The organism is Paenibacillus xylanivorans (assembly GCF_001280595.1).
In the GTDB taxonomy this organism is placed as follows: Bacteria; Bacillota; Bacilli; order Paenibacillales; family Paenibacillaceae; genus Paenibacillus; species Paenibacillus xylanivorans.
Genome location: NZ_LITU01000042.1, coordinates 34,132 through 54,309, shown reverse-complemented (window position 1 = coordinate 54,309; position 20,178 = coordinate 34,132). Strand labels below are relative to the sequence as shown.

General features: G+C 47.9%; 19 protein-coding genes. 12 read left to right on the top strand and 7 right to left on the bottom strand.

Annotation, left to right across the window (positions count from 1 at the left end; genetic code table 11):
• Both AMS66_RS06805 and AMS66_RS06800 read right to left on the bottom strand, forming a co-directional pair.
• A partial coding sequence (locus tag AMS66_RS06805; RefSeq protein WP_236703253.1) for a diadenylate cyclase occupies window positions 1-492 on the bottom strand: 492 nt, incomplete at its 3' end.
• A 145-nt stretch (window positions 493-637) separates the two neighbouring features.
• Window positions 638-2,146, bottom strand: coding sequence for a DUF6359 domain-containing protein (locus AMS66_RS06800; protein WP_236703263.1), 1,509 nt, complete (start codon window positions 2,144-2,146; stop codon window positions 638-640).
• Window positions 2,147-2,369: 223 nt separating this feature from the next.
• Between AMS66_RS06800 and AMS66_RS06795 the strand changes: the two genes are divergently transcribed.
• The 3 genes from AMS66_RS06795 to AMS66_RS06790 all read left to right on the top strand — a co-directional run bounded on the left by AMS66_RS06795 (window position 2,370) and on the right by AMS66_RS06790 (window position 3,586).
• Window positions 2,370-2,660, top strand: coding sequence for a hypothetical protein (locus AMS66_RS06795; protein ID WP_053780073.1), 291 nt, complete (start codon window positions 2,370-2,372; stop codon window positions 2,658-2,660).
• Window positions 2,661-2,813: 153 nt separating this feature from the next.
• Entirely contained in the window at window positions 2,814-2,969 is a 156-nt protein-coding gene (locus AMS66_RS32950) for a hypothetical protein (protein ID WP_181014094.1), read from the top strand.
• 86 nt (window positions 2,970-3,055) lie between these two features.
• Window positions 3,056-3,586, top strand: a complete 531-nt coding sequence (locus tag AMS66_RS06790) for a GNAT family N-acetyltransferase (RefSeq protein WP_053780072.1) — start codon at window positions 3,056-3,058, stop codon at window positions 3,584-3,586.
• A gap of 143 nt (window positions 3,587-3,729) precedes the next feature.
• On the opposite strand, the gene AMS66_RS06785 is transcribed toward AMS66_RS06790, so the two are convergent.
• Window positions 3,730-4,800 carry a serine hydrolase domain-containing protein gene (locus AMS66_RS06785; protein ID WP_053780071.1) on the bottom strand — a complete coding sequence of 357 codons (1,071 nt, stop codon included), beginning with the start codon at window positions 4,798-4,800 and terminating at the stop codon, window positions 3,730-3,732.
• A gap of 261 nt (window positions 4,801-5,061) precedes the next feature.
• The gene (locus AMS66_RS06780; RefSeq protein ID WP_236703249.1) at window positions 5,062-5,838 is read right to left on the bottom strand and encodes a Crp/Fnr family transcriptional regulator; all 777 of its coding nucleotides are present in this window, start codon (window positions 5,836-5,838) and stop codon (window positions 5,062-5,064) included.
• Between the two features lie 385 nt (window positions 5,839-6,223).
• Here AMS66_RS06780 and AMS66_RS06775 point away from each other — a divergent pair, with 385 nt between their 5' ends.
• The 8 genes from AMS66_RS06775 (at window position 6,224) to AMS66_RS06740 (ending at window position 13,399) form a co-directional block, all read left to right on the top strand.
• Entirely contained in the window at window positions 6,224-6,655 is a 432-nt protein-coding gene (locus AMS66_RS06775) for a GAF domain-containing protein (RefSeq protein WP_053780070.1), read from the top strand.
• A 216-nt stretch (window positions 6,656-6,871) separates the two neighbouring features.
• On the top strand, window positions 6,872-8,482 hold the full coding sequence (locus tag AMS66_RS06770) for a helix-turn-helix domain-containing protein (protein ID WP_053780069.1): 1,611 nt from the start codon (window positions 6,872-6,874) through the stop codon (window positions 8,480-8,482).
• Between the two features lie 117 nt (window positions 8,483-8,599).
• Window positions 8,600-9,598, top strand: a complete 999-nt coding sequence (locus AMS66_RS06765) for an ABC transporter substrate-binding protein (RefSeq protein ID WP_053780068.1) — start codon at window positions 8,600-8,602, stop codon at window positions 9,596-9,598.
• A gap of 121 nt (window positions 9,599-9,719) precedes the next feature.
• Window positions 9,720-10,370 carry a response regulator gene (locus AMS66_RS06760; protein WP_053780067.1) on the top strand — a complete coding sequence of 217 codons (651 nt, stop codon included), beginning with the start codon at window positions 9,720-9,722 and terminating at the stop codon, window positions 10,368-10,370.
• Window positions 10,363-11,475, top strand: coding sequence for a PAS domain-containing sensor histidine kinase (locus AMS66_RS06755; protein WP_053780066.1), 1,113 nt, complete (start codon window positions 10,363-10,365; stop codon window positions 11,473-11,475). The genes AMS66_RS06760 and AMS66_RS06755 overlap by 8 nt, the downstream gene beginning before the upstream one ends.
• Window positions 11,476-11,752: 277 nt before the next feature.
• Window positions 11,753-12,247 (top strand): Lrp/AsnC family transcriptional regulator, encoded by a 495-nt coding sequence (locus tag AMS66_RS06750; RefSeq protein WP_053780065.1) that lies wholly within the window; start codon window positions 11,753-11,755, stop codon window positions 12,245-12,247.
• 12 nt (window positions 12,248-12,259) lie between these two features.
• Window positions 12,260-12,850, top strand: coding sequence for a chromate transporter (locus AMS66_RS06745; RefSeq protein WP_053780064.1), 591 nt, complete (start codon window positions 12,260-12,262; stop codon window positions 12,848-12,850).
• Between the two features lie 3 nt (window positions 12,851-12,853).
• Window positions 12,854-13,399 carry a chromate transporter gene (locus AMS66_RS06740; RefSeq protein ID WP_053780063.1) on the top strand — a complete coding sequence of 182 codons (546 nt, stop codon included), beginning with the start codon at window positions 12,854-12,856 and terminating at the stop codon, window positions 13,397-13,399.
• Window positions 13,400-13,619: 220 nt separating this feature from the next.
• On the opposite strand, the gene AMS66_RS06735 is transcribed toward AMS66_RS06740, so the two are convergent.
• Window positions 13,620-15,995: an Ig-like domain-containing protein gene (locus AMS66_RS06735; RefSeq protein WP_236703248.1), complete on the bottom strand. Its 2,376-nt coding sequence runs from the start codon at window positions 15,993-15,995 to the stop codon at window positions 13,620-13,622.
• Between the two features lie 212 nt (window positions 15,996-16,207).
• Here AMS66_RS06735 and AMS66_RS06730 point away from each other — a divergent pair, with 212 nt between their 5' ends.
• Entirely contained in the window at window positions 16,208-16,825 is a 618-nt protein-coding gene (locus tag AMS66_RS06730; protein ID WP_053780061.1) for a methyltransferase domain-containing protein, read from the top strand.
• A gap of 255 nt (window positions 16,826-17,080) precedes the next feature.
• On the opposite strand, the gene AMS66_RS06725 is transcribed toward AMS66_RS06730, so the two are convergent.
• Both AMS66_RS06725 and AMS66_RS06720 read right to left on the bottom strand, forming a co-directional pair.
• Window positions 17,081-18,217, bottom strand: coding sequence for a glycoside hydrolase family 88 protein (locus tag AMS66_RS06725; RefSeq protein ID WP_053780060.1), 1,137 nt, complete (start codon window positions 18,215-18,217; stop codon window positions 17,081-17,083).
• Between the two features lie 15 nt (window positions 18,218-18,232).
• Window positions 18,233-20,173, bottom strand: coding sequence for a hypothetical protein (locus tag AMS66_RS06720; RefSeq protein ID WP_053780059.1), 1,941 nt, complete (start codon window positions 20,171-20,173; stop codon window positions 18,233-18,235).
• Window positions 20,174-20,178 lie beyond the last annotated feature (5 nt).

Here is a 20,178-nt window from a genome sequence, read left to right as displayed (position 1 = left end):
GCCAATCTTCCGTTCATGCGCAATGGCCTGTGACAGAGGCAATACATTGCCCGCCGATACAATCTGATTGCCCCGAATCAGCACAGCCCCATCATGCAGAGGTGCACCCGGTATAAACAAAGACTCCAGCAGCGCATGAGTTACCCGAGCATCTACTGCAACCCCTGAGTGGATAATTGGTTCAAGTGGCACTTCCCGTTCAATTACAATGAGCGCACCATATCTGCGATCCGACAAATGCTGTACACTGGCAGTCAGTTCGGCAAATTTCTCCGTGAAGGGAGACAGATAACAATCCAGATAAAAGGAAGACGCCAGCACCTCGATCTGCTTGATCTCTGCCCGAATCTCCGCAAATTGGCCCAGCAGACATACACTGTCATGATCAAAGGTGGATAACGTCTGATTCATTCGATCTGCCACACGATGAAGGTCTCCTTTGAGTTTCTGCCTCATGGTTGAGCTGTCGCAGTCTGCTTGCCGATTCATCATGGTCTTCCTCCTCACCTTGGCATTTCGCTCATCATTCATAATTACCCTTACGTTTCCCTCTGCTTCGGGCATTTATGCAAAATAAAGCCTGTCCGATATCGTGGCGGACAGGCCGATTATCCGTATATTTACCTTATTGCTTTTATTACTGCGCTTTGCCGTACGAACCCGCCTTGAACGTTGTAGGATCATACCATTTGTAGCCGGCAGCCGGTACAGCCCATGGCTCCGTTTGTGGCTCGGTGGATGAAGCCGGAGCTTCAATCGCAAGCAGGCTTGTTGGCGTATCCAATGTCAGTCCAGATACCTGAGACAGACTTGTGTAACTTTCTTTCACTGCAAGCCATTTCACGGTATTCACGAGGAATACGCCATCATTCACTTCCTTGAAGCCATCATACGTTGTTTTGGCAGCGCCTGTTTCTTCACGAAGATATTTTGGAGTGGCATCTTCAACAGGTGAGGAATCACCAATAAATGCCGCTTTACCTGCTCCTACCTTGGCGATCGCCGCGTAGGCTCCTTCAGCCCGTCCGCCGCCATTGTATACGCCCTGATCGACTGCGTTGCCCCATTTGGATACACCGCTAGGCACATACACCAGACCTTTAGCTTTGTTCGGATCAATAATGGCAAGGGTGGAACCTGCATGCATAGCTACAGCGCTCACTCCCGTTGTAATGCCGAACGACTGCGAAGGTGCAACGATATCCGTTGCATTCACGTCACCCAGTGCATTGTAGCGGAAGCGAATACCGAAGTTGGATGCCAACCAATCGGAACTGGTCACGCCTTGCATGGCTGGAGATTCGGCTTCTGCCGACGACATGCCTTTGGCCGGATTAAGGAATGCACCACGGCGATAGCCGTTGAATACTTCGGAGGAATCCCAGCGATTTTTGTTCCGGTCTGCGTTATAGTGATCGGCAATGAAGAAGACACTGCCACCATTCTGTACATATTGCAGCAGCGCTGCCTGTTCTGTCGCTTTGAAAGGCACGTTCGCTTCGCCGATAACGAAGACATCATAATCTTTCAATTTATTAAAGGTGATTGCTTGTTCACCGAATGTATACGGGATGCTGCGTTCCAGCTGATCCACGGTAAAGCCTGCGTTTCGCAAACCATTCGCAAAGTCTGAAAATGCTCCATCAATAACCCAGTCCGCAGCCCCGGCTGTCTGAGCATGCGCGTTGTCGAACAATACTTTCTTCCCTGTACCACCCGGCAGCGTTGTGCCTGGATCAGGATCAGGATTGGTTGTTCCAGAGGAGAGTGCGATTGAAGTAGGATTCTTAACCCCGGCATAACTGTTGTATGCACCAAGTGTTCCGGTTACGATCACCTTCTGCCCCACGAGATTCGGGTTTGAAGCCAGTCCATATTGTGAACGGTACGATGCGGGGATCTGCACATCGAGCAGTTTCGCGTTGGTCTTCTCTGTCGCTGAATCCGCAATCAGGAAGTTGAAATCATTAGCGTAAGGAGATGTGAACTTGGCTGTAAGCGAGCCGGTAGCATGTCCAACAATATATCCTTCGACCGTTGCTGTTGCTCCGCCACTCTGGGCAGCGATGGCCTGCGATACCGTAATTGGTGCTGCAACGGCCTGAACAGGACCTTGCGAACCAGGCCCAAGCAATGCTGTTGCCATCATGATGAACACCAGGAATGCCCCGATCCAATGCTGCCATATCGCTTTTTTCATACTTGCCTTCTCCTCCTCGTAATTACCTGATAATGGGTTATCCACCTTTAATTTAATCGTTCATATGCTGAATTCCTCTTTCTTTTTGTAAAATGTTTAAAAAAACTTTTGGAACTTACATCGCTTGCCCATACTGGTTAACAAAAGTATCCCAAAGGAGACCTGTACGATGAAGCTTCTATTCCTTCTGCTCCTGCTGATTGTTCCACTTATTATGGCATTTGTTGCGCTTCGCTCCCGGATGGTGACCCGCATTTTTCATGTACTTGCCCTGCTCTGCTTTTATAGTGCAGCCACTGTCATTGCAGGCGATGTATATGCTACAAATGCCCATATGACGACGTTCACCACAGAAATACACCATTTCCTGTTGAATGGATGGTTCCTTTATCCGTCCGCATACCTGGGTGTGTACATTCCCTATCTGCTGTGGATGAGCCTATTTTCGAAAAAAAGTTAAGTTTATTCGAGCCTTGGCATTGCATTTTGCCATCGTTCATTGCATAATAAACATATAACTGTGATAATGATTATCATTCTTGAGCTTGTCTCAGGTCTTCTGTCTACTGTACATGACTTAACGATTTTATAGATAAAGGGGAACGAACATCGAATGAATACAACTCTGCAAAAGGCTGATCTGCAGCTTGATGATTATTTGGATCTTCTGAACCTGGCAATCAACCTGGGTGACACCAAATGGCAAAAGGAAATTATCCGCAAGCTGGCTTATACTTATCCCGCAGTTGAATGTAAACAACCACAATAACATGCCTTTATACTTACATAGCTCATAACCCATTCTTTACATGAATCGGTTATTGGGCTATTTTGTTTTATTAGGAGGGAACAGTGATGCAATTGGAAACAGAACGACTCATTATCCGGGATATTCTGGAGACAGACTGGGAAAGTATACATAGCTACACAGCCATGACAGAAGTTACTCAGCATACGGCATGGGGACCGAATACCGAAGAAGATACGCGAGCTTATGTGGAGTTTGTGCTGAATTCACAGCAAACACAACCACGAGAGGGCTTCGAACTGGCGATATGCTTGAAAAATGAGGGCATCCTGATCGGCGGTGTTGGCCTTCACATCGAAAAGACGAACGCAGAGATCGGTTATGTGCTCAATCCCGTTTATCAGGGAAAAGGGTATGCTACCGAAGCAGCCCGAGCGATGCTTGGCTTTGGCTTCAATACACTTGGCGTACATCGTATTTATGCGAAATGCCGCCCGAACAACATGGCTTCAGAGAAGGTTATGCAGAAGATTGGCATGCAACGTGAAGGTCTGATGCGAGAGCATTGGTTTTACAAAGGGGAATATCATGATTCGTATCTATATTCCATTCTTGCAAAGGAATATACAGGTGAGTGAATAACCTGAGTATGATGCAGGGAGGGCGATAACGCATCCTCGTGCCCTCCTTTTTATCATGTATTAGTTATCTTGGATGGGAGTCATTAACCATAAGAAAAACCACCTAATGATCAGGTGGCTAATACGGCTATTGTTTCCCGTTACTTTAATGACGCTACTCTTTGCATGATTTCTTCTAATATTTTTTTACCTGTAAAGTCTATCATCGTTCCTTGAGAAGGCTCTTTTTTAGTAATCCATTTTTTTAATTGAGCAAAATAATAATCCATAAGAGAATTCGAGAAAAAAGAATAATTGGATAGCAATACAACTCCTACACGGAGTTCCTTGTTGAAAGCTAGATAACTATTAAAACCAGCTGAACCCCCGTTATGCCAAAGGATACCTTTATCTAGAAGTTGATCCTCACCCCAGCCAAAATAACGGTTTGAATCTCCGATCCATATAGGGAGATGACTTTTTTGTAGTGTAGAGGCTATCGGATGATCATCATTTAGATTGGCTTGGACAAATAAACTCAAATCCCTAACAGATGACTTAATACCCCCAGCTCCTTCATGTATAGAAAGATCCCAATGAGGGACTCTTTTCCCAGTTAAAGCATGTCCATTCAAAAACCTGCCATTCTGTTCTGAATCAAGCATAACGGCTGTCTCATTCATCCTTAATGGGCTTGTGATATATTTTTTTAACAAGTCGTCATACGTACTTCCTGACACCTTACATAGTATGTATCCTAGTAAACCCACACCGATATTGGAATATCCAAACGAACCAATGCTATCCGTGTAATCAGCATTCGATAAAAAAGCAGTTAAATCTTGCTCGCTATACATTGAATAAGGATTGGATCTTTTTTTAGCCAAATTGTGGTTGGTTGCCAATATAGGTAATCCAGAGGTATGAGTAGCAAGGCTTCTCAAGGTAATCTTATTCAAATAATCATTTTCAACGTTTTGCACAAACTTACCAACAATGTCATCCGAGGAAAGCAATTTTTCCTGTTCCATTTCTAATAAAAGTATAGATGTAAAAACTTTGGTTATGGAGCCGATCTCAAACAACATATGTTCAGGAGGGATCATACTTTTCTTTTTATTATTATCAAATGAATAGTATTCAACATCTCCCTCCCTAACAATCCCGATAACAAGCTGTAAATGTTTCTTATCTTTTGTGTAATCTGAAACAAAACTTTGTAAATCAATCATGGTAAAATTTACTCCTTTTTTATGATTCTTTCATTACTCAAATGTTGAAATTACGTTTAATCAATCTATTTTGGGCAAACCAAACTATGTATTCGTTTCCAATCCCTGATTTTCCTGCCCCGTTAGCTTAACAAAATTACTTCATTAATGTTAACCACGCCAAAAAAAGCTGACCCCGAGTAAAACGGGCATCAGCTTTTTTGATTTCTCCGTAACGACCCCAATCGCCATCGAAGGTACAACCTATTCAACTTGCTTTCATTACAATCGGCACAGCTCTACCGGGCAGCTTGGAAATGTAGGACATCCGCACATACAGCGCAAGGCTGCCAGATCCCGAATCATCAATTTTCCATCCATGGTGTCCAGCGTTCCCTGCTCCTTCCAGGCTCCCAGCATGCGCGTTACACTCTCCCGCGTTGCACCAATCATCTCCGACAACTCGGTATGATTCAGCTTCATGTCCAACACGATGCCATCCGGCGTAACTCTGCCATACGAGTTGCTGGCACGAATCAGCGTCGATGCAAGCGCACCTGCCTTGCCGTAGAGCAGCAGGTCACGGAAACGCGACTGGGTGATGCGCTGGGAGAGCGCCATCCATTGCAGGAATTTCAAGGCAAGATCGCCATGTTTGCTAAGCAGACTTTCCAAGTCACTGAGCGATACGATCCCCAGCTCTCCTTTGCCTGTCATCTCTGCACTGTAGCTATGAGTCAATCCGCCGATACCGCCAAACTCTCCAATCAGATCCCCGGTTTGCTGAATCGATAAAATGATTTCTTTCCCATCCTCAGTCGACTTGGTCAGCTTTACTCTTCCCGAGCGAATGTAGTACAGGTATCCGGCTTCATCGCCTTCCAGAAAGAGACTGTACCCCGACTTTACCCGTTTTGGCTGCATCTTCGCTTCGATCAAGCCCCATTGTTCAGCTGTCACGAACGAAAGGATTCCACCTGTCTCCCGTGTCATCTTGCTCGCCTCCGTCTGTTCATCTTGTGTCGCCTGGGTTGTTCTTTCTTTAAATACCGTACCCATTACCATCGTCCCCCTCGGTGTTTCCTTATGTATCCATCATACCGCGAATTTAGCGTGGGGGTTATCGGGGGATTACCTGAACCTCGCCGGGAAACTCCCTGAATTTGCTGTGAGATAAATCACACTTATGAGGTACCTTTACGACTCCGCAATCAAAATAAAGCCTTGCCCTACATGGTCTGGATGCCTGTCCATACACAGGATCAGCAAATTGCAGAACGGAAATAGGGGTTTTCCCTGAATTACAATACGGAAGAAAGGGGCTACAATAGAAGCAGTGGCGAAATACCCTTATTTTAAGATGTTCCCTGACCACAGGTTAACGATATTGATAATGATTACACCGTAACGTACGGTATGATTCCAAAAAAGGAAGTGTCCTCTCATGCATGATGAACTGCCATCTGGCATTCAGGAGATGATCGACAGCCTGCGCCTGAATACCTCCAGCGATTTTTGCGGACTGGCCAGTCTGTCCGGGACGATGCTGCGCTGGAAGTATACATCCGGGGCTAGCAACGAACGGGTGAAACGCATGGAGATGCGCCCCGGACAAGACCTGGTAGGCACAGCGCTTCGGACTGGACGCACCGCTCTATCTGATGCACAATCTACCGGGGAGCATACACCCGGTCGTTGCCCGTTAATGCTTGCGGAGCGGTTGGTCTGTGCCATAGCAGTCCCTGTGTTCCAGCAAGGAAACGTACCTGGTGCTGTGCTGCTCGTTGGCAGCAGACTGCCTTGCGCGTTCTCCCCGGAGATCGTCCGTCAGACCGAACAGGTCGCTATACAGTTGCAGCCAAAAGTATTTGGATAAATGTAGTTTTCTGTAATACGCTAAGAAGTCTTGTTATTTCCTTGTGGGAGTAACAGGACTTTTTTTATTATGGTTTATTCATTTTGGAATAAGCCTAAACCTATCCATCTTTTTCACTCACCTTGTGTCCATCGACGTTACTCATACAGATTGTTATAATCGAGTCCATACATCGATTGACTTAAATATAGAACATATAGCTAGGAGGCTACTGATATGCTCGTACTGACAAATGCCAGTGTGATTCCTTGGGAAGCGGCACAGGAAACGGACTCCGTTTCCATAGAATCTCCGTCCCTGGTAACTTGTACGGCCACGGTGAACTTTCATTATGGTCAGGTACATGGCGTTTTACATAAAGGCCAAACCCTTTTCTTGTATCCCCCATGCTCCCTGGAGCTTATGCATGTTCCAGCTTCTCCCTTCACGGTCTACCATATCGGATTTCTGGAATACGGATTAACGAAAGAGACTCATGAGAAGCGTGTCTATGAACTTACATCAGAAAACTTGCCTGTACATGGATCAAAGACTGGAGCAAGTTCACAAGGGCTACGGATTCTTGCCATTATCCAGGAACTTACCAACAAACGTTCAGGTAGTATCCAAACCGAAGAAGCCCGATCCCATTTTCTGCTGAGTGAGCTGCTTGAGTTGTTCAAACTGGCGGTTAAACCTGTTACAGAAATGGTGGACAGTGTAATTCGGGATGCTCTTTACTATATTAATCATCACTATGGCGATCATCTCACCCGGGAAGACATTGCCCGCATGACCGGATTTAACGCAAGCTATTTCTCTAGATTTTTTCAAAAACAGGTGGGGCGCAGCTTCCAGGCTCATCTGACCCGAGTTCGGATGGATAAGGCAAAGCAATACCTCCTATCCACACAGGCCACATTGAATGAAATTGCCTTGCTGGTAGGCTATGCTGACGGTTTATATTTAAGCCGCAAGTTTAAGCAGTTCACCGGGATCAGCCCAAGTGAGTATCGATTGCAGCCACGTGCGAGACGGATTGCAACTGTTCAATATACTGGGGATCTGCTTGCCCTTGGCATTAAACCCGTTGCCGCTTCCTTTCTTCCCTGGGCCCTGTCTCCATTGATCCAGGATGAACTGCATGATGTAATTGATTTGGATGAGCATGGGGTGGAAGAATTACTGCGCGCTGAACCGATTGATTTGATCATCGCACCGGATTACCTGTACTACTTGCCGCACAAGCTCGAACAACTTGAACGTATATCCCAAGTCATTGTTCTCCCTTGGAATCGACTGGATCGACTGGAGACTGTCCGTCTGATTGGACGAATTATAGGGCGAGAACAGGCAGCCGAGGAGTGGATCGAACATTACACGGCACGGGCCAGAACCGAATCTGATCGACTAAAGGATATTATTAAGCCTGGAGAAACGGTTGGTTTGTATGAAATGTGGGAAGACGGCACCATATGTATCTGGAATGCAACGGCCAGAGCGGCCTACAACGTGTATTATGGACTTCATCTTACTCCCCACCCCAACATCCTCCGAGATGTTCTGGAACCTGATAATCAGCAATACATCGATGAAGATCAATTGACCGAATATGCAGCAGATCATATGTTTCTTGTTCTTCCGGCACATGAAGGCGGCCTCTATCACGATTCACCAGATATACTCAGAGAACGCCCGGGCTGGCGCAAGTTTATGAATAACGGAAATAGCCGCATATATCCACTCCAGCTGGAACAATTCTGGTGTAATGATGCCTTGTCTCTGGAGAAGCAACTTGAACTTATGGTAGACATCCTGATTCGGGAGAATAGCGTTAAGGCCAGGTAACATTTGTCCATACTGAATTGGTCACATTTTGAGATGGACGATACTTGTGCCCAAAAGCTACGATACATAGGAGGTTTTATTGAGAAAGATAATCATTATTGATTGGGGAGAAGAAAAATGACAGGGGTTAGATCAAAATGGTGGGCCGGGTTTATGATCCTGGTACTGGTGATAGGAATTATTGGATGCTCCAATCAAGCGGAAGAAACAACAGATAATAAAGCTTCCGCACCTGCTGTAACAGAAGAGCAACCAGAGAACAGCGCAGCAGAAACACAGGTCATATCGACGGTTAACGGAGATGTTGAAATCCCCGTGAATCCTCAGCGTATCGTTACGCAAGGTTACCTTGCTGATTTTCTGGCACTTGGCGTCAAACCTGTAGGCGCACCAGATTATGAGCTGGAGAGCCCTTATGTGCTTGATCTGGTTGAGGGCGTAGCGGACATTGGTCGGATCGACGGCGGCTCAGTGGAGAAAATTCTGTCGCTCCAGCCCGACCTGATCGTTACCGTAGGTGGAGATGAGAAACTGAATGAGCAGTATCGTAAAATCGCACCGACACTCATCATCCCTTACGGAACATATGACAATGTCCATGAGGAAATCACTGCTTTTGGTGAAATCATTAACAAACAAAAAGAAGCCAAAGATTGGTTGTCCCAATTCGAAGTAAAAGTGAAGACAGCCAAAGAGTCCATTCAAGGACTGGTCAAGGAAGGTACAACCTTTTCCAACTTCAGCCTGTTCGGCAAGGAATGGTACATCAACGGGGATGGGGTCAATCGCGGTGGACAGGCCATCTATCAACAACTCGGACTGAAAGCACCAGATATTGTACAGAAAGAGCTTATTGATCAGGATAAAGATACCGTAGCGATATCCGAGGAAAAGTTGGCAGATTACGCAGGTGACTATATCTTCCTGGATTTGTCCAACGGAGGCTCACTGGATGAGGGTTCACCCGTATGGTCGTCTCTGGACGCCGTGAAGAACAATCGCGTGTTCAAGCTCGACGGAGAACGCTTCTGGCCTTATGATCCACTTGCCGTGGAGGCACAGGTTCAGGAAATTGCAGACATGATCAAGGGACGTTTCGGTAAAACAGAGAACTAAAGTTTATTTCCTTTTATCCGATCTGCAGAGAATAGAAGCTATTCAGAGATTAACCTCTGAATGGCTTTATTTTTTGGTATGATAAAGAAAGAACTGTGGAACCGGACAGGAGGAAAATGATGTGATTCAATTATTAGTTGTCGACGATCATGTAGTTGTACGCTCCGGGCTGATTGCCCTGCTCGACGGAAAGAATGATATACATATTGTTGGAGATGCAGCAGATGGCGATGAAGCTATCGCCAAGGCACAAGAACTGAAGCCGGATGTGGTCTTGATGGATTTCAGCATGCCGCCAGGCAAGGACGGTCTGACCGCTACCGCTGAATTAAAGAAATTGATGCCGGATGTCTCCATTCTGATACTGACCATGCATGACGATGAAGAATATCTGTTCCGCGCCATTCACGCGGGAGCCTCCGGATATATTCTCAAGAGTGCGCCACATGAAGAATTGCTCGCCGCTATTCGTTCCGTAGCAGAGGGTAGCGCCTATCTGTACCCCAGTGCGACCAAGCGGCTGATGAGTGAATATCTGGACAAAGCCAAGCAGGAGAACGCCGGACCGTATGACACGTTATCCGAGCGAGAGAAAGAGATTTTGTCCTGGATTGCCAAGGGTTATGCCAACAAGGAAATCGCTGAACATCTGGTAATCAGTGTTAAAACGGTCGAATCCCACAAAAGCAATCTGATGGAGAAGCTCGGCCTCCGAACCAGACCGGAACTGGTGAAGTTTGCGATGAAAAAGGGGTTGCTGAACTTTGAGTAGCACACGTAAAAACAGACTTAGCGGATTTGCCGACCAGCCTGTACGTCAGTTATTGGAGGAAATCGACAGTCATATTACAGATACGGAATTCCGCAGTAGACTGAAAGGTTCTCTGCATCAACTCAGTGATCTGAAGTTCGCCCTGGATGAATCGTCCATTGTAGCCCTCACCGACCGCAAGGGTAAGATCCAGTATGTGAACGATAAATTTTGCGAAATCTCACAATATGATCGGGAAGAATTGATCGGTCAGGATCACCGGATCATAAATTCCGGTTATCACGGCAAAAATTTCATGAAGAATCTGTGGGAAACCGTCTCTTCCGGACGAGTATGGAACGGAGAGATCCGTAACCGTGCCCGGGATGGCAGCCATTATTGGGTGAATACAACCATCGTGCCTTTTCTCGATAATGATGGTGAGCCCTATCAGTATTTGGCCGTTCGTAGTGAGGTAACCAAGCTGAAGCGGGTCGAAGCCGAGTTACAGACGATGATGACCCAGGTCATGAACATTCAGGAAGAAGAACGACGTCGCATCTCTCGCGAGCTGCATGACGGCATTGGACAGAGTCTCTTCTCCCTTGTCATTCAGATGGATCGGCTGCTGGCCGACCAGCCCCAATCCGGCGTGGAAGCACTGCGGAAACAGGTTACGGGCATTATGGAGGACGTACGCGGCATGGCATGGGAGCTGAGACCGTCCGTACTGGATGACCTTGGTGTCGTTCCGGCCATTCGCACGTATATCGAGAACTATACCCGGCACTACGGAATTGAAGTGGAATTGGAATGCAATCTGCGAAAAAGACTGGAGATGAACCGGGAGATCGCGATGTACCGCATTATCCAGGAGGCATTAACCAATGTGGCCAAGTACGCCGATGTGTCAGAAGCTCATGTGACGGTGGAAGATTCGGAAGAAGGAACGGTTGTGAAAATCGAGGACCGAGGCGCAGGGTTCAACGGTACGACAGCTGGTAACGGCGTTGGTCTGTTCAGCATGGAAGAGCGAGCCCGCGGAGCCGGAGGTACGCTAACGATATCTTCCGAGCCAGGGGAAGGGACCCTAGTTACCCTTTGCCTACCCAAAACCGTTCATTAACTTGATCCAACCTGTACTTTATATAGAAGACTGTTTACGGATGAGCTCCGTGAACAGTCTCTTTTTCGATTCATGCTTACATACCGCTCCCCTTTCATTCTTCCGATTGGTAAAAATGACAAAATGAAAGCTCTGAATCAGATAAAATCAACATTCACAATAAATATATTGACTTCAATTACGATTCGTCATTAAAATATGAATGCTACATACACATTGTACGTAGATCCTATCATAATTCTTTATTCTATATAGTTAAAAAAAAGGATGGTCAATCATGTCAGAGAAACGCTCCTCCAAAGGGGGAGAAATCCCGCAAATGCACAATTTGGATGCAATCGATCGTAAAATCATTGCCGCTCTTCACCAAAATAGCCGGATATCCTACACCGATCTGGGTACGCAGATCGGTTTGTCCCGTGTGGCCGTTCAGGCCCGCATTAATGCTTTATCCGAAAAAGGCGTCATTGAACGCTTCACGGTAGTCATCAACCCAGGCATGGTTGGACTTCAGGTCTCTGCGTTTTTCAACGTCGATGTAGAACCGCAGTTCCTCGACCAAGTGGCAGAGAAGCTGGACGAAGAGCCCGCAGTAACCAGCCTCTATCATATGACAGGACCGAGTACCCTGCACATGCATGGTATTTTTGCAGATATGGAAGAGATGGAGCAGTTTCTGCTGGAGAAGCTCTACAAGATGCCGGGCATCGTCAAGGTAGAGTCACAGCTGTTGTTAAAACGATATAAAAGCCGAATGGGCATGAGACTCTAGGAGGAAATCAGCATGAGTTGGAAAGATTACAACGGTCTCGTCACGGGAATGGTACGAACCGGAATTTTGGGATATGGCGGCGGCCCTTCGGTTATTCCGCTGATCCGTTATGAAGCCGTTACCCGCTATAAGTGGGTAAGCGATGATGAGTTTGGCGAAATTTTGGCCATTGCAAACGCCCTACCGGGTCCCATTGCCACCAAGATGGCCGCGTATCTCGGGTATAAAACTAAAGGCGTGCTGGGCGCCATTGTGTCGGTCCTGGCCCACATTCTGCCGACGAGCATCGCCATCATTGCGCTTCTTGGTTCCATGTACGCGCTGCGTGAATCAAAAATCGTAGCAGGCATGGTGGCGGCCGTGCGGCCGGTTATTTTTGTCATGCTCGGCATGATGGCTTACGAATTCGCCAAGAAAGCATGGAAGGGACTCGGCACGGCCTTTGCCGCCCTATTCGGTGTCCTTGCATTTGTACTGTTGCAGCTGCTCGATATTCACCCCGGTATTGTAATTGCCGTCTTCCTCGGATATGGTGTCTTCCATCTGGATGTGGTCCAGCGCTTCAAATCCAGGGGCAACAATTCCGACAAGGGGGTATCTTAAGCGATGCTTCAGACATGGTGGGAATTGTTTTGGGGATTTTTTGTAGCCAATATATTGGGATACGGGGGCGGCCCCGCCTCCATTCCGTTAATGCAGGAAGAAGTGGTCAATCACTATAAGTGGATGACCACGGAACAATTCGGGGATGTACTCGCCATCGGCAATGCACTTCCCGGTCCGATCGCGACCAAAATCGCCGCATTTGTCGGTTATCAGGTGGCTGGCTGGTTTGGCGCATTCATCGCCAGTTTCGCCACAGTTGTACCTTCGGCTGTTGCTCTAATTTTGCTGCTCCGCTTGCTGAACAAGCATCGTACTTCTCCAAAAGTGAAAGGCATGACCTTGCTTGTACAGCCGGTTATCGCTGTACTCATGATCTTACTTACATGGGAATTCGGTCAGGTATCCACCAATTCCATCGGCATTTGGCAGACGCTGATCATTGCAGGTATCTCGCTCTGGGTCATGACCAAGACCAAGCTGCATCCAGCCATCCTCATCGTCATTGCTTTTGCATACGGTGCGCTGGTTCTGTCTCATACGATGTAATTCATTCATGAACATAATAAAGGAACGTTCTGGAACAACTTGGATGCACTCTCATTGCGAGTGTATGCAAAGGTTCCGGGATGTTCCTTTTTCTTATTTCCATTTTTTAAGCTGCACCATCGCATTTCAATGTCGTTTACTATAAAAAAACCGGTGATGCCAGCATTTAAGCTGACATCACCGGTTTTGGGAGTGCGAGTTTTACATTCGCAATATAGGATTATTTCGCCTCTACGACTACTGCTACTTTGGTTTTCACACCTGCATAAGTCACGGTAATCGTTGCTTTACCTTTACCATTGGCTTGAATGATACCATCCTTCACCGATGCTGTCGCAATACGGGAAGATTTCCAAAGCGCTGGTTTGGATACGTTCGCTTCGCTGCCATCAGCATACGTTGCTGTAGCAACCAAGGTTACCTTGTCACCAGGCTTCATGGTCAGAGTGACCTTATCGGTTTGCAAATATTTCAGTGTATCTACATCGACTGCAATGGTTACCGTCTTGCTGCCGTACTTGGCTGTAATTTTTGCTTTACCTGAACCTGTTGCTTTTACTTTACCTTTAGTTACCTGAGCTACTTTGTAGCTGTTGGTTTTCCATTCCGCTTTGTCCGTGACATCACGCTCACTGCCATCGCTCAGATACGCAGTAACCGTAAGATCAGCAGAATCACCGGTTTTCAGGGAAAGAGCCGGTTCAGATGCTTCAATGCGTGAAATAACGTCCACTTCAACCTGAATGGTCACTTTGTTGGAACCATATTCAGCCGTGATATTGGTTTTACCGCTGCTGTTTGCAGTGATAACCCCTTTTTTCACGTCGGCTACGCGCGAATTGCTTGATTTCCATGTTGCATCGGAGGATACGTCCTTGGACAAGCCATCTTCATCCGTTGCTGTGAGTACGATTTGCTGTGTTTCCTTGGAGGACAACACCACAAAGTTCACATCTGCCTCCAGCCCACTAGCCATGCCTACTTCAACAGGCAGAGTCAACGTTTTACCTTCAATTTTGGCTGTGATGGTTACTTTACCTGTTGCAATACCCGTCACGACACCTTTGCTGTCCACTTCAGCGAGTTTTTCACTGCTGCTGCTCCAATCCGCATCTTCGGACACGTCTTTGGATGTATCACCGTATACGGCCAATACTTTCACAGACAATGTGCCACCAACGGCTACGGAACCTTTTTTCTTGTCCATTTCATACTTGTCTGGAACATCTACATTTACGGTAAATTTAACGGTTTTGCCGCCGTAAGCTGTAGTGATGGTCGCTGTTCCCGATTTATAGGCAATCAGTTCGCCGTCAGAAACATATACAACATCCGCATTGCTGGATGTCCAAGTTGCTTTGGAAGTTACGTTTTCTGTACTTGCGTCAATATATTCTGCATTGACTACGAGTTTCTTGGTTTTGTTATCGCCAGTAACACTCATTGCCAGTTTATCTTCAATACCCGCAATATCCAGATATCTTGCCGTATCCACGTCAACAGTGATTTCCACGGTTTTGCCACTATACGTTGCCTTGATTGTCGTAGAACCCGCGCCAATCGCTGTAACTTGTCCCTTGAATACCGTAGCTACCTTCTCGTTGCTGGATGTCCATGTCGCTTGATCCGTTACATTCACATCAGCGCTATTCGGGTAAGAGGCAGTCAATACGACATTTGCCGTTTTATTGGACTCGCTCAAACGGAAGAAAATGCTCTGTTTCTCCACGCTCAGTTTACTTGTCAAATCAACATCGACATCTACCGATACAGATTTCGTTCCGTATTTGGCGGTAATTTTGGCAGAACCTGCCGAGTATCCTGTGATTTCACCTTTTAACACGTCTGCTACTTTTTCATTACTCGACGTCCACTCTGCCAGATCCGTTACATCTTTGGTTGTGCCATCTGGATAGGTGGCTGTTAATTTTACACTCTCGCTTTTATTCAACAGCAGATTGACCTGCTTCTTGTCCACATCTACACGTTTAACAACCTCAACATTTACATCCACAGTCACACTTTGACTGCCCACTTTACCTGTGATAACCGCTGTACCAGCGCTTTGTCCAGTAACTTTACCATTCACAACCGTTGCCACTTTCTCGTCATCGGATGACCACTCAGCAACTTTGGATGCTTCTGCATTCGTCGTATTATCACTATAGGTTGCTGTCAAAATAATGTCTTTGCTATCTCCTGTGCGCAAGTCCAACGACTGCACGTTTTTGGAAAGGGCTTTGACCTTTTTGGTTACATTCACCTGAACCGTCTGACTCTGACTCTGATACGATGTTGTAATGGTCGCCGTACCTTCCTTTTTGGCAGTAATGGCACCATTATATACAGTCGCTATCGAAGTATCACTGCTACTCCAGGATGAACTAATTGTTACGTTAGCCGATGTATTATCGGTATATACTCCTGTCACCGTAACCGAACTGGAATCACCCACTTCGAGCGACAGCTCATTTTTGGAAACTACAATTTTGGACAGTTCTTTATCTGCCGCAGCGGCCAAGCCTACGTTGGAAATACTCAGCACCAATACCAGCATCATCACCATGTACTTGGTCAATCTTGGCTTTAACATCATTTCCCCCCGATTCTTATCATTTTGTTCCTTAGGTTTAATGTCGGCAACTTCTTTCCAGATGTTTAGACTTTCAGGGAATTTTCAGGGTAATTCGTGGGAATTCATCCTTCCGACCTATCGAATTCCCAATGATTCATACCCGCAAATATTAAGCATAACCTATGTATAGTCACTCTATTTGAGACGTTATTTCATTTGATCGGGGGAGAAACATGAGTCAGCCTTTTGATTACAAAGGATATTGGGAACAAACGTATAGCTCAGGCGAGACATCGGGAAGAGGTTCTTATGGTGTACTGGCAGAATTCAAAGCAGAGGTAGTGAACGGACTGATTCAGCGTGAGGGTATCTCCAGCGTCATTGAATTTGGTTGCGGGGATGGGAATCAACTGCAGTATATGAATTATGAGACGTATCTGGGTGTCGATGTAGCCGGTTCGTCGGTACGGCTCTGTGCCTCCAAGTTTGCCAACGATTCCTCCAAGAGCTTCATGTTATACACGCCAGGTCTGTGGATTAACCGCGGTTTCCTGCAAGCGGATCTCACCGTCTGTCTGGATGTACTCTACCATATTACGGATGAAACAGATTTCCACAACACACTCCACGACATCCTGCACTCTTCGTCAGGGTGGGTTGTGCTGTACACTCGACTAAAGGAAAACGGGAATCCAGGGGTTAGCACCATTGAGGACCGAAATATTTTTGATTATCTGTTCAACTATCCCGAGTTTAAAGTGCAGGAGATTATTCCTCAACGATATCCCGATCAGTCCTCGGCCGACTTTGTCATCTTAAGACGCACATCTGAAATCGGAAATCAAAAATAAACCTGCGTGAGCTAACATGTGAACCGGAGCCATTCAACCTTTACCAGGTCATTTCTATAGAAAACGGAATTAGCCCGGCAACCTATGCACTCCCTTCCATTGCAGCTTCTCCTTAGGTGTGCTCCGCCTCCGAGACAGGAATAACTTTTGCTCCTGGGAGGCAGGCACACTCGAACAGTTGTATGGTGGGTCGCATACTCATCCCCCTCACTCATACTCGCTGCTCGACGTGTGATGTTCCTGATTCTCGATTCTCTAAAATAATCCCGGACGGCCACGCAGCTTCGCCAGCGCCTCCATATAGAAATAATCGCCGTATATAATCGGCACATTCAGGCCACGGCCCTCTGGATAATGCACGGTGCCCTGCATGATCAGACCTTCTTCCGCTGCCGTCACACCGGAGCTGTACTTCTCATGCAGCCCGCGGAGGATACGCTCTGCCGCAGCTGCATACTTCTCACCGCGCGGCGACAGCTTCGCCAGCTCCAACAGACCGCTTGCGGCAATCGCCGAAGCGGACGAATCCCACGCCACCTGATGCTCGGCAGGTGCGCGGAAATCCCACAACGGCACGATCTCTTCGCCAAGCATGGCGAGGAAGAAATCGGCCGCTCGCTCCGCTGTCTCCAGATAGCGGGCTTCGCCCGTGTACCGGAAAGACAGCGCAAACCCGTGCAGCGCCCAGGCGGTACCCCGCGCCCAGGCGGAACCTGGAGCATGGCCTTGCCCGCCATGCTCCTGCACCATCTGCCCCGTGGGTGGATCGAACTCCACCACGTGGCAGATGGACCCGTCAGCGCGGACGAATTCGCGCGCCACGGTGTCCGCATGCGCTTCCGCCAGCCAGCGGAAGCGAGGGTCGCCGCTCTGCTCGGATGCCCAGTAGAGCAGCGGCAGGTTCATCATGCTGTCAATGATGGCTACGCCGCGCGTATCCATGGTTGACGAGCTGAAGTTCCAGGCGCGGATGAATTCACCGCGCACGTTGAAGCGGGCTGCGAGCAGGTTGGCGGCGAGCATTCCCCGCCGCCGACCGTCTGCGCTGCCTGTCTGGCGGTAGTTGGCTACGCCACTAAGCAGCCAGATGAACCCCAGATCGTGATCCACCGATTCGGGATCACGCAGACAACCCTCCAATTGCCGCTCACAACTTTCGGCAATTCGAGATAACAGGGCTACAGCTTCATTTTCCGGCGACTCGCCATAGACAAGCCATAACAATCCCGGCCAGAAGCCGGCAGTCCACCATTCGGGATCATTCCGGTCATACATGCCCTGCGGGGCGGTGTGCGGAAATGTATCCTTGATGCGCTGCGCGTTGCGAATCGTTTTGGCCGCTCCCTGCCGCCATGCTTCCTCCAGCCATTTCACAGATATTGATGTATTCATAAACCTATCCCTCCTCTAATCGATTCCCAATCTGATCGTAAATGTTATACTTCGTCCACCGATCACTTCCATCCGTACTTCCTTCAGCAGTCCATTGCGGGACGCCACGGGCTGTTCCTTGAGATGAATGATGGCTCCTTCGTCCAATACGGTCGATTCCGCATAAGCTCCCCGGTACTCGCTGCGCACAGCCTGATTGGAAAGCGTAATGGCAGCCTGTTCATGACCATCACTGAACATTAATGGAATGAGTGCTCCGACAGCCTCAAGCTCACCATCGAATTCATACGTCACAGTGAGCAAATCCGCCTGCTGTACATAACGGGTACGCAGTGAATCAATCCCGGTTAGTGGGCCGAGCCATGTCACTGTAAACCCATTGACCTGATCCTGATGCTTTCCGTCATCTCCCCTTGGAGAACCTGAATTATCTCCTACCTCTTGATCTACCAATTCAAGCAAAATGGAACCCCCGCCATCGGCAGGATTAATCCCGGCATCCCGGTCATAATCAACACCTGACGGAATGCCCCCGGCAAGACTGTGCCATTTCCCATCCGGTGTTTTCCAGGCAGGACAGTAGCTCAGCGGACCAACTTTCCCTTCAGCAAACTCCGTGAATCCGGATTGCGCATGTCCAGCAGCGGAGGGACCGATTAGCCCCGGTAATCCCGCCTGTTGTATCCGCACAAGGCCGGGAACCGTGTATGGATCATTCATAGCTGTATGCAGGATCATTTGTTGACCTGGTACAGAGGCAATGATCGTTTCAAACCATCCATCGGCCTGCAACACCCGGTTGCCTACCTCGGAAGGAAGGAACATGCCCGTTACACCTTCACCAGGATCGCTGAGACAGGCATGGGCCAGCGCCGCTGCCGTCCACAAATTGTAGGCGGTATGATTCGTATATATTTCGTACCCATGACGTGCCTCGGGCTGATACTCGTTACGAACAATTTTCAGACGCCCATCATCCATTTTCCAGCGTTCCACAGCTTCGAAGCACCGATTGGCAGCTCGGGTGAACGCTCCTGCCATCACCCGATCTCCAGCCTGTAAAGCCTGCGTTGCATGAGCAGAACATACATAGGCTGCTGCCGCTTCATTCCATTGATGTTGGGAGCTGCGTCCACGCGGAGGAATCTCTCCCAGCGGTGAAAGTGTAAGCAGCGTGCTGAATGCACCATGGCGTAATTGTTCCTTCAACTCACCAGCACATGACCCGTCATATCCCGCTTCAAGCATGACATCCAGATGATAGCGCGTCGCAATATCATAGGAAAATGGACAATTTGGACGGTCCAGCGGCCCGTCCTGATATAGTCCAAGCGGCGTAAATCGTGTCAAATGATACAGATCCAGATAACGGTCCATCCAATCCGTACCCTCACTGGCAAGTTGTTCCCTCAATCGCAGATATTCTCCGGAGATCATAATGGCGTTCCAGTTGATCATGCGATTGGGGTTGTTCATTTTGCTCATTGTAAAGACATAATCTTCTTCAGGCTGGATCTTCTTAAGGGCCTCTGCCCAGATTTTTGCCTGCTCAGGCATATGCGGCTTCAACAGGATGTATGCTCTCATCATCAACACGGGGAAAAAGTCCGGGTGATGATCCGGCGCACATCCCTTCACGACAAGATCAATGCTGTGTGACAGGGCCGATGCGGCTGAAGCAAGCAGGTCCATATGTCCCGCTTGAACAAGAACCGATGCGCCCATTGCAAAGGCTGGCGTGGAGTAATATCGCTCCACCTTTGAAAATGGATCAATAATGGCGCCTTCACTATCCTGATAAGGTGTGTAAGCTCGAACAACACTCTCCACAAGGGACAATTTGCGAGCCTGATTCCAACCATCTGAAGGAGCAGACCCCGCCTGTTCCGCCAGTGTACGGTAATTTTCGAGCGTATCTCTCCAAGGGTACGTTGATGCAGCCGCATATTTATTCACGTATG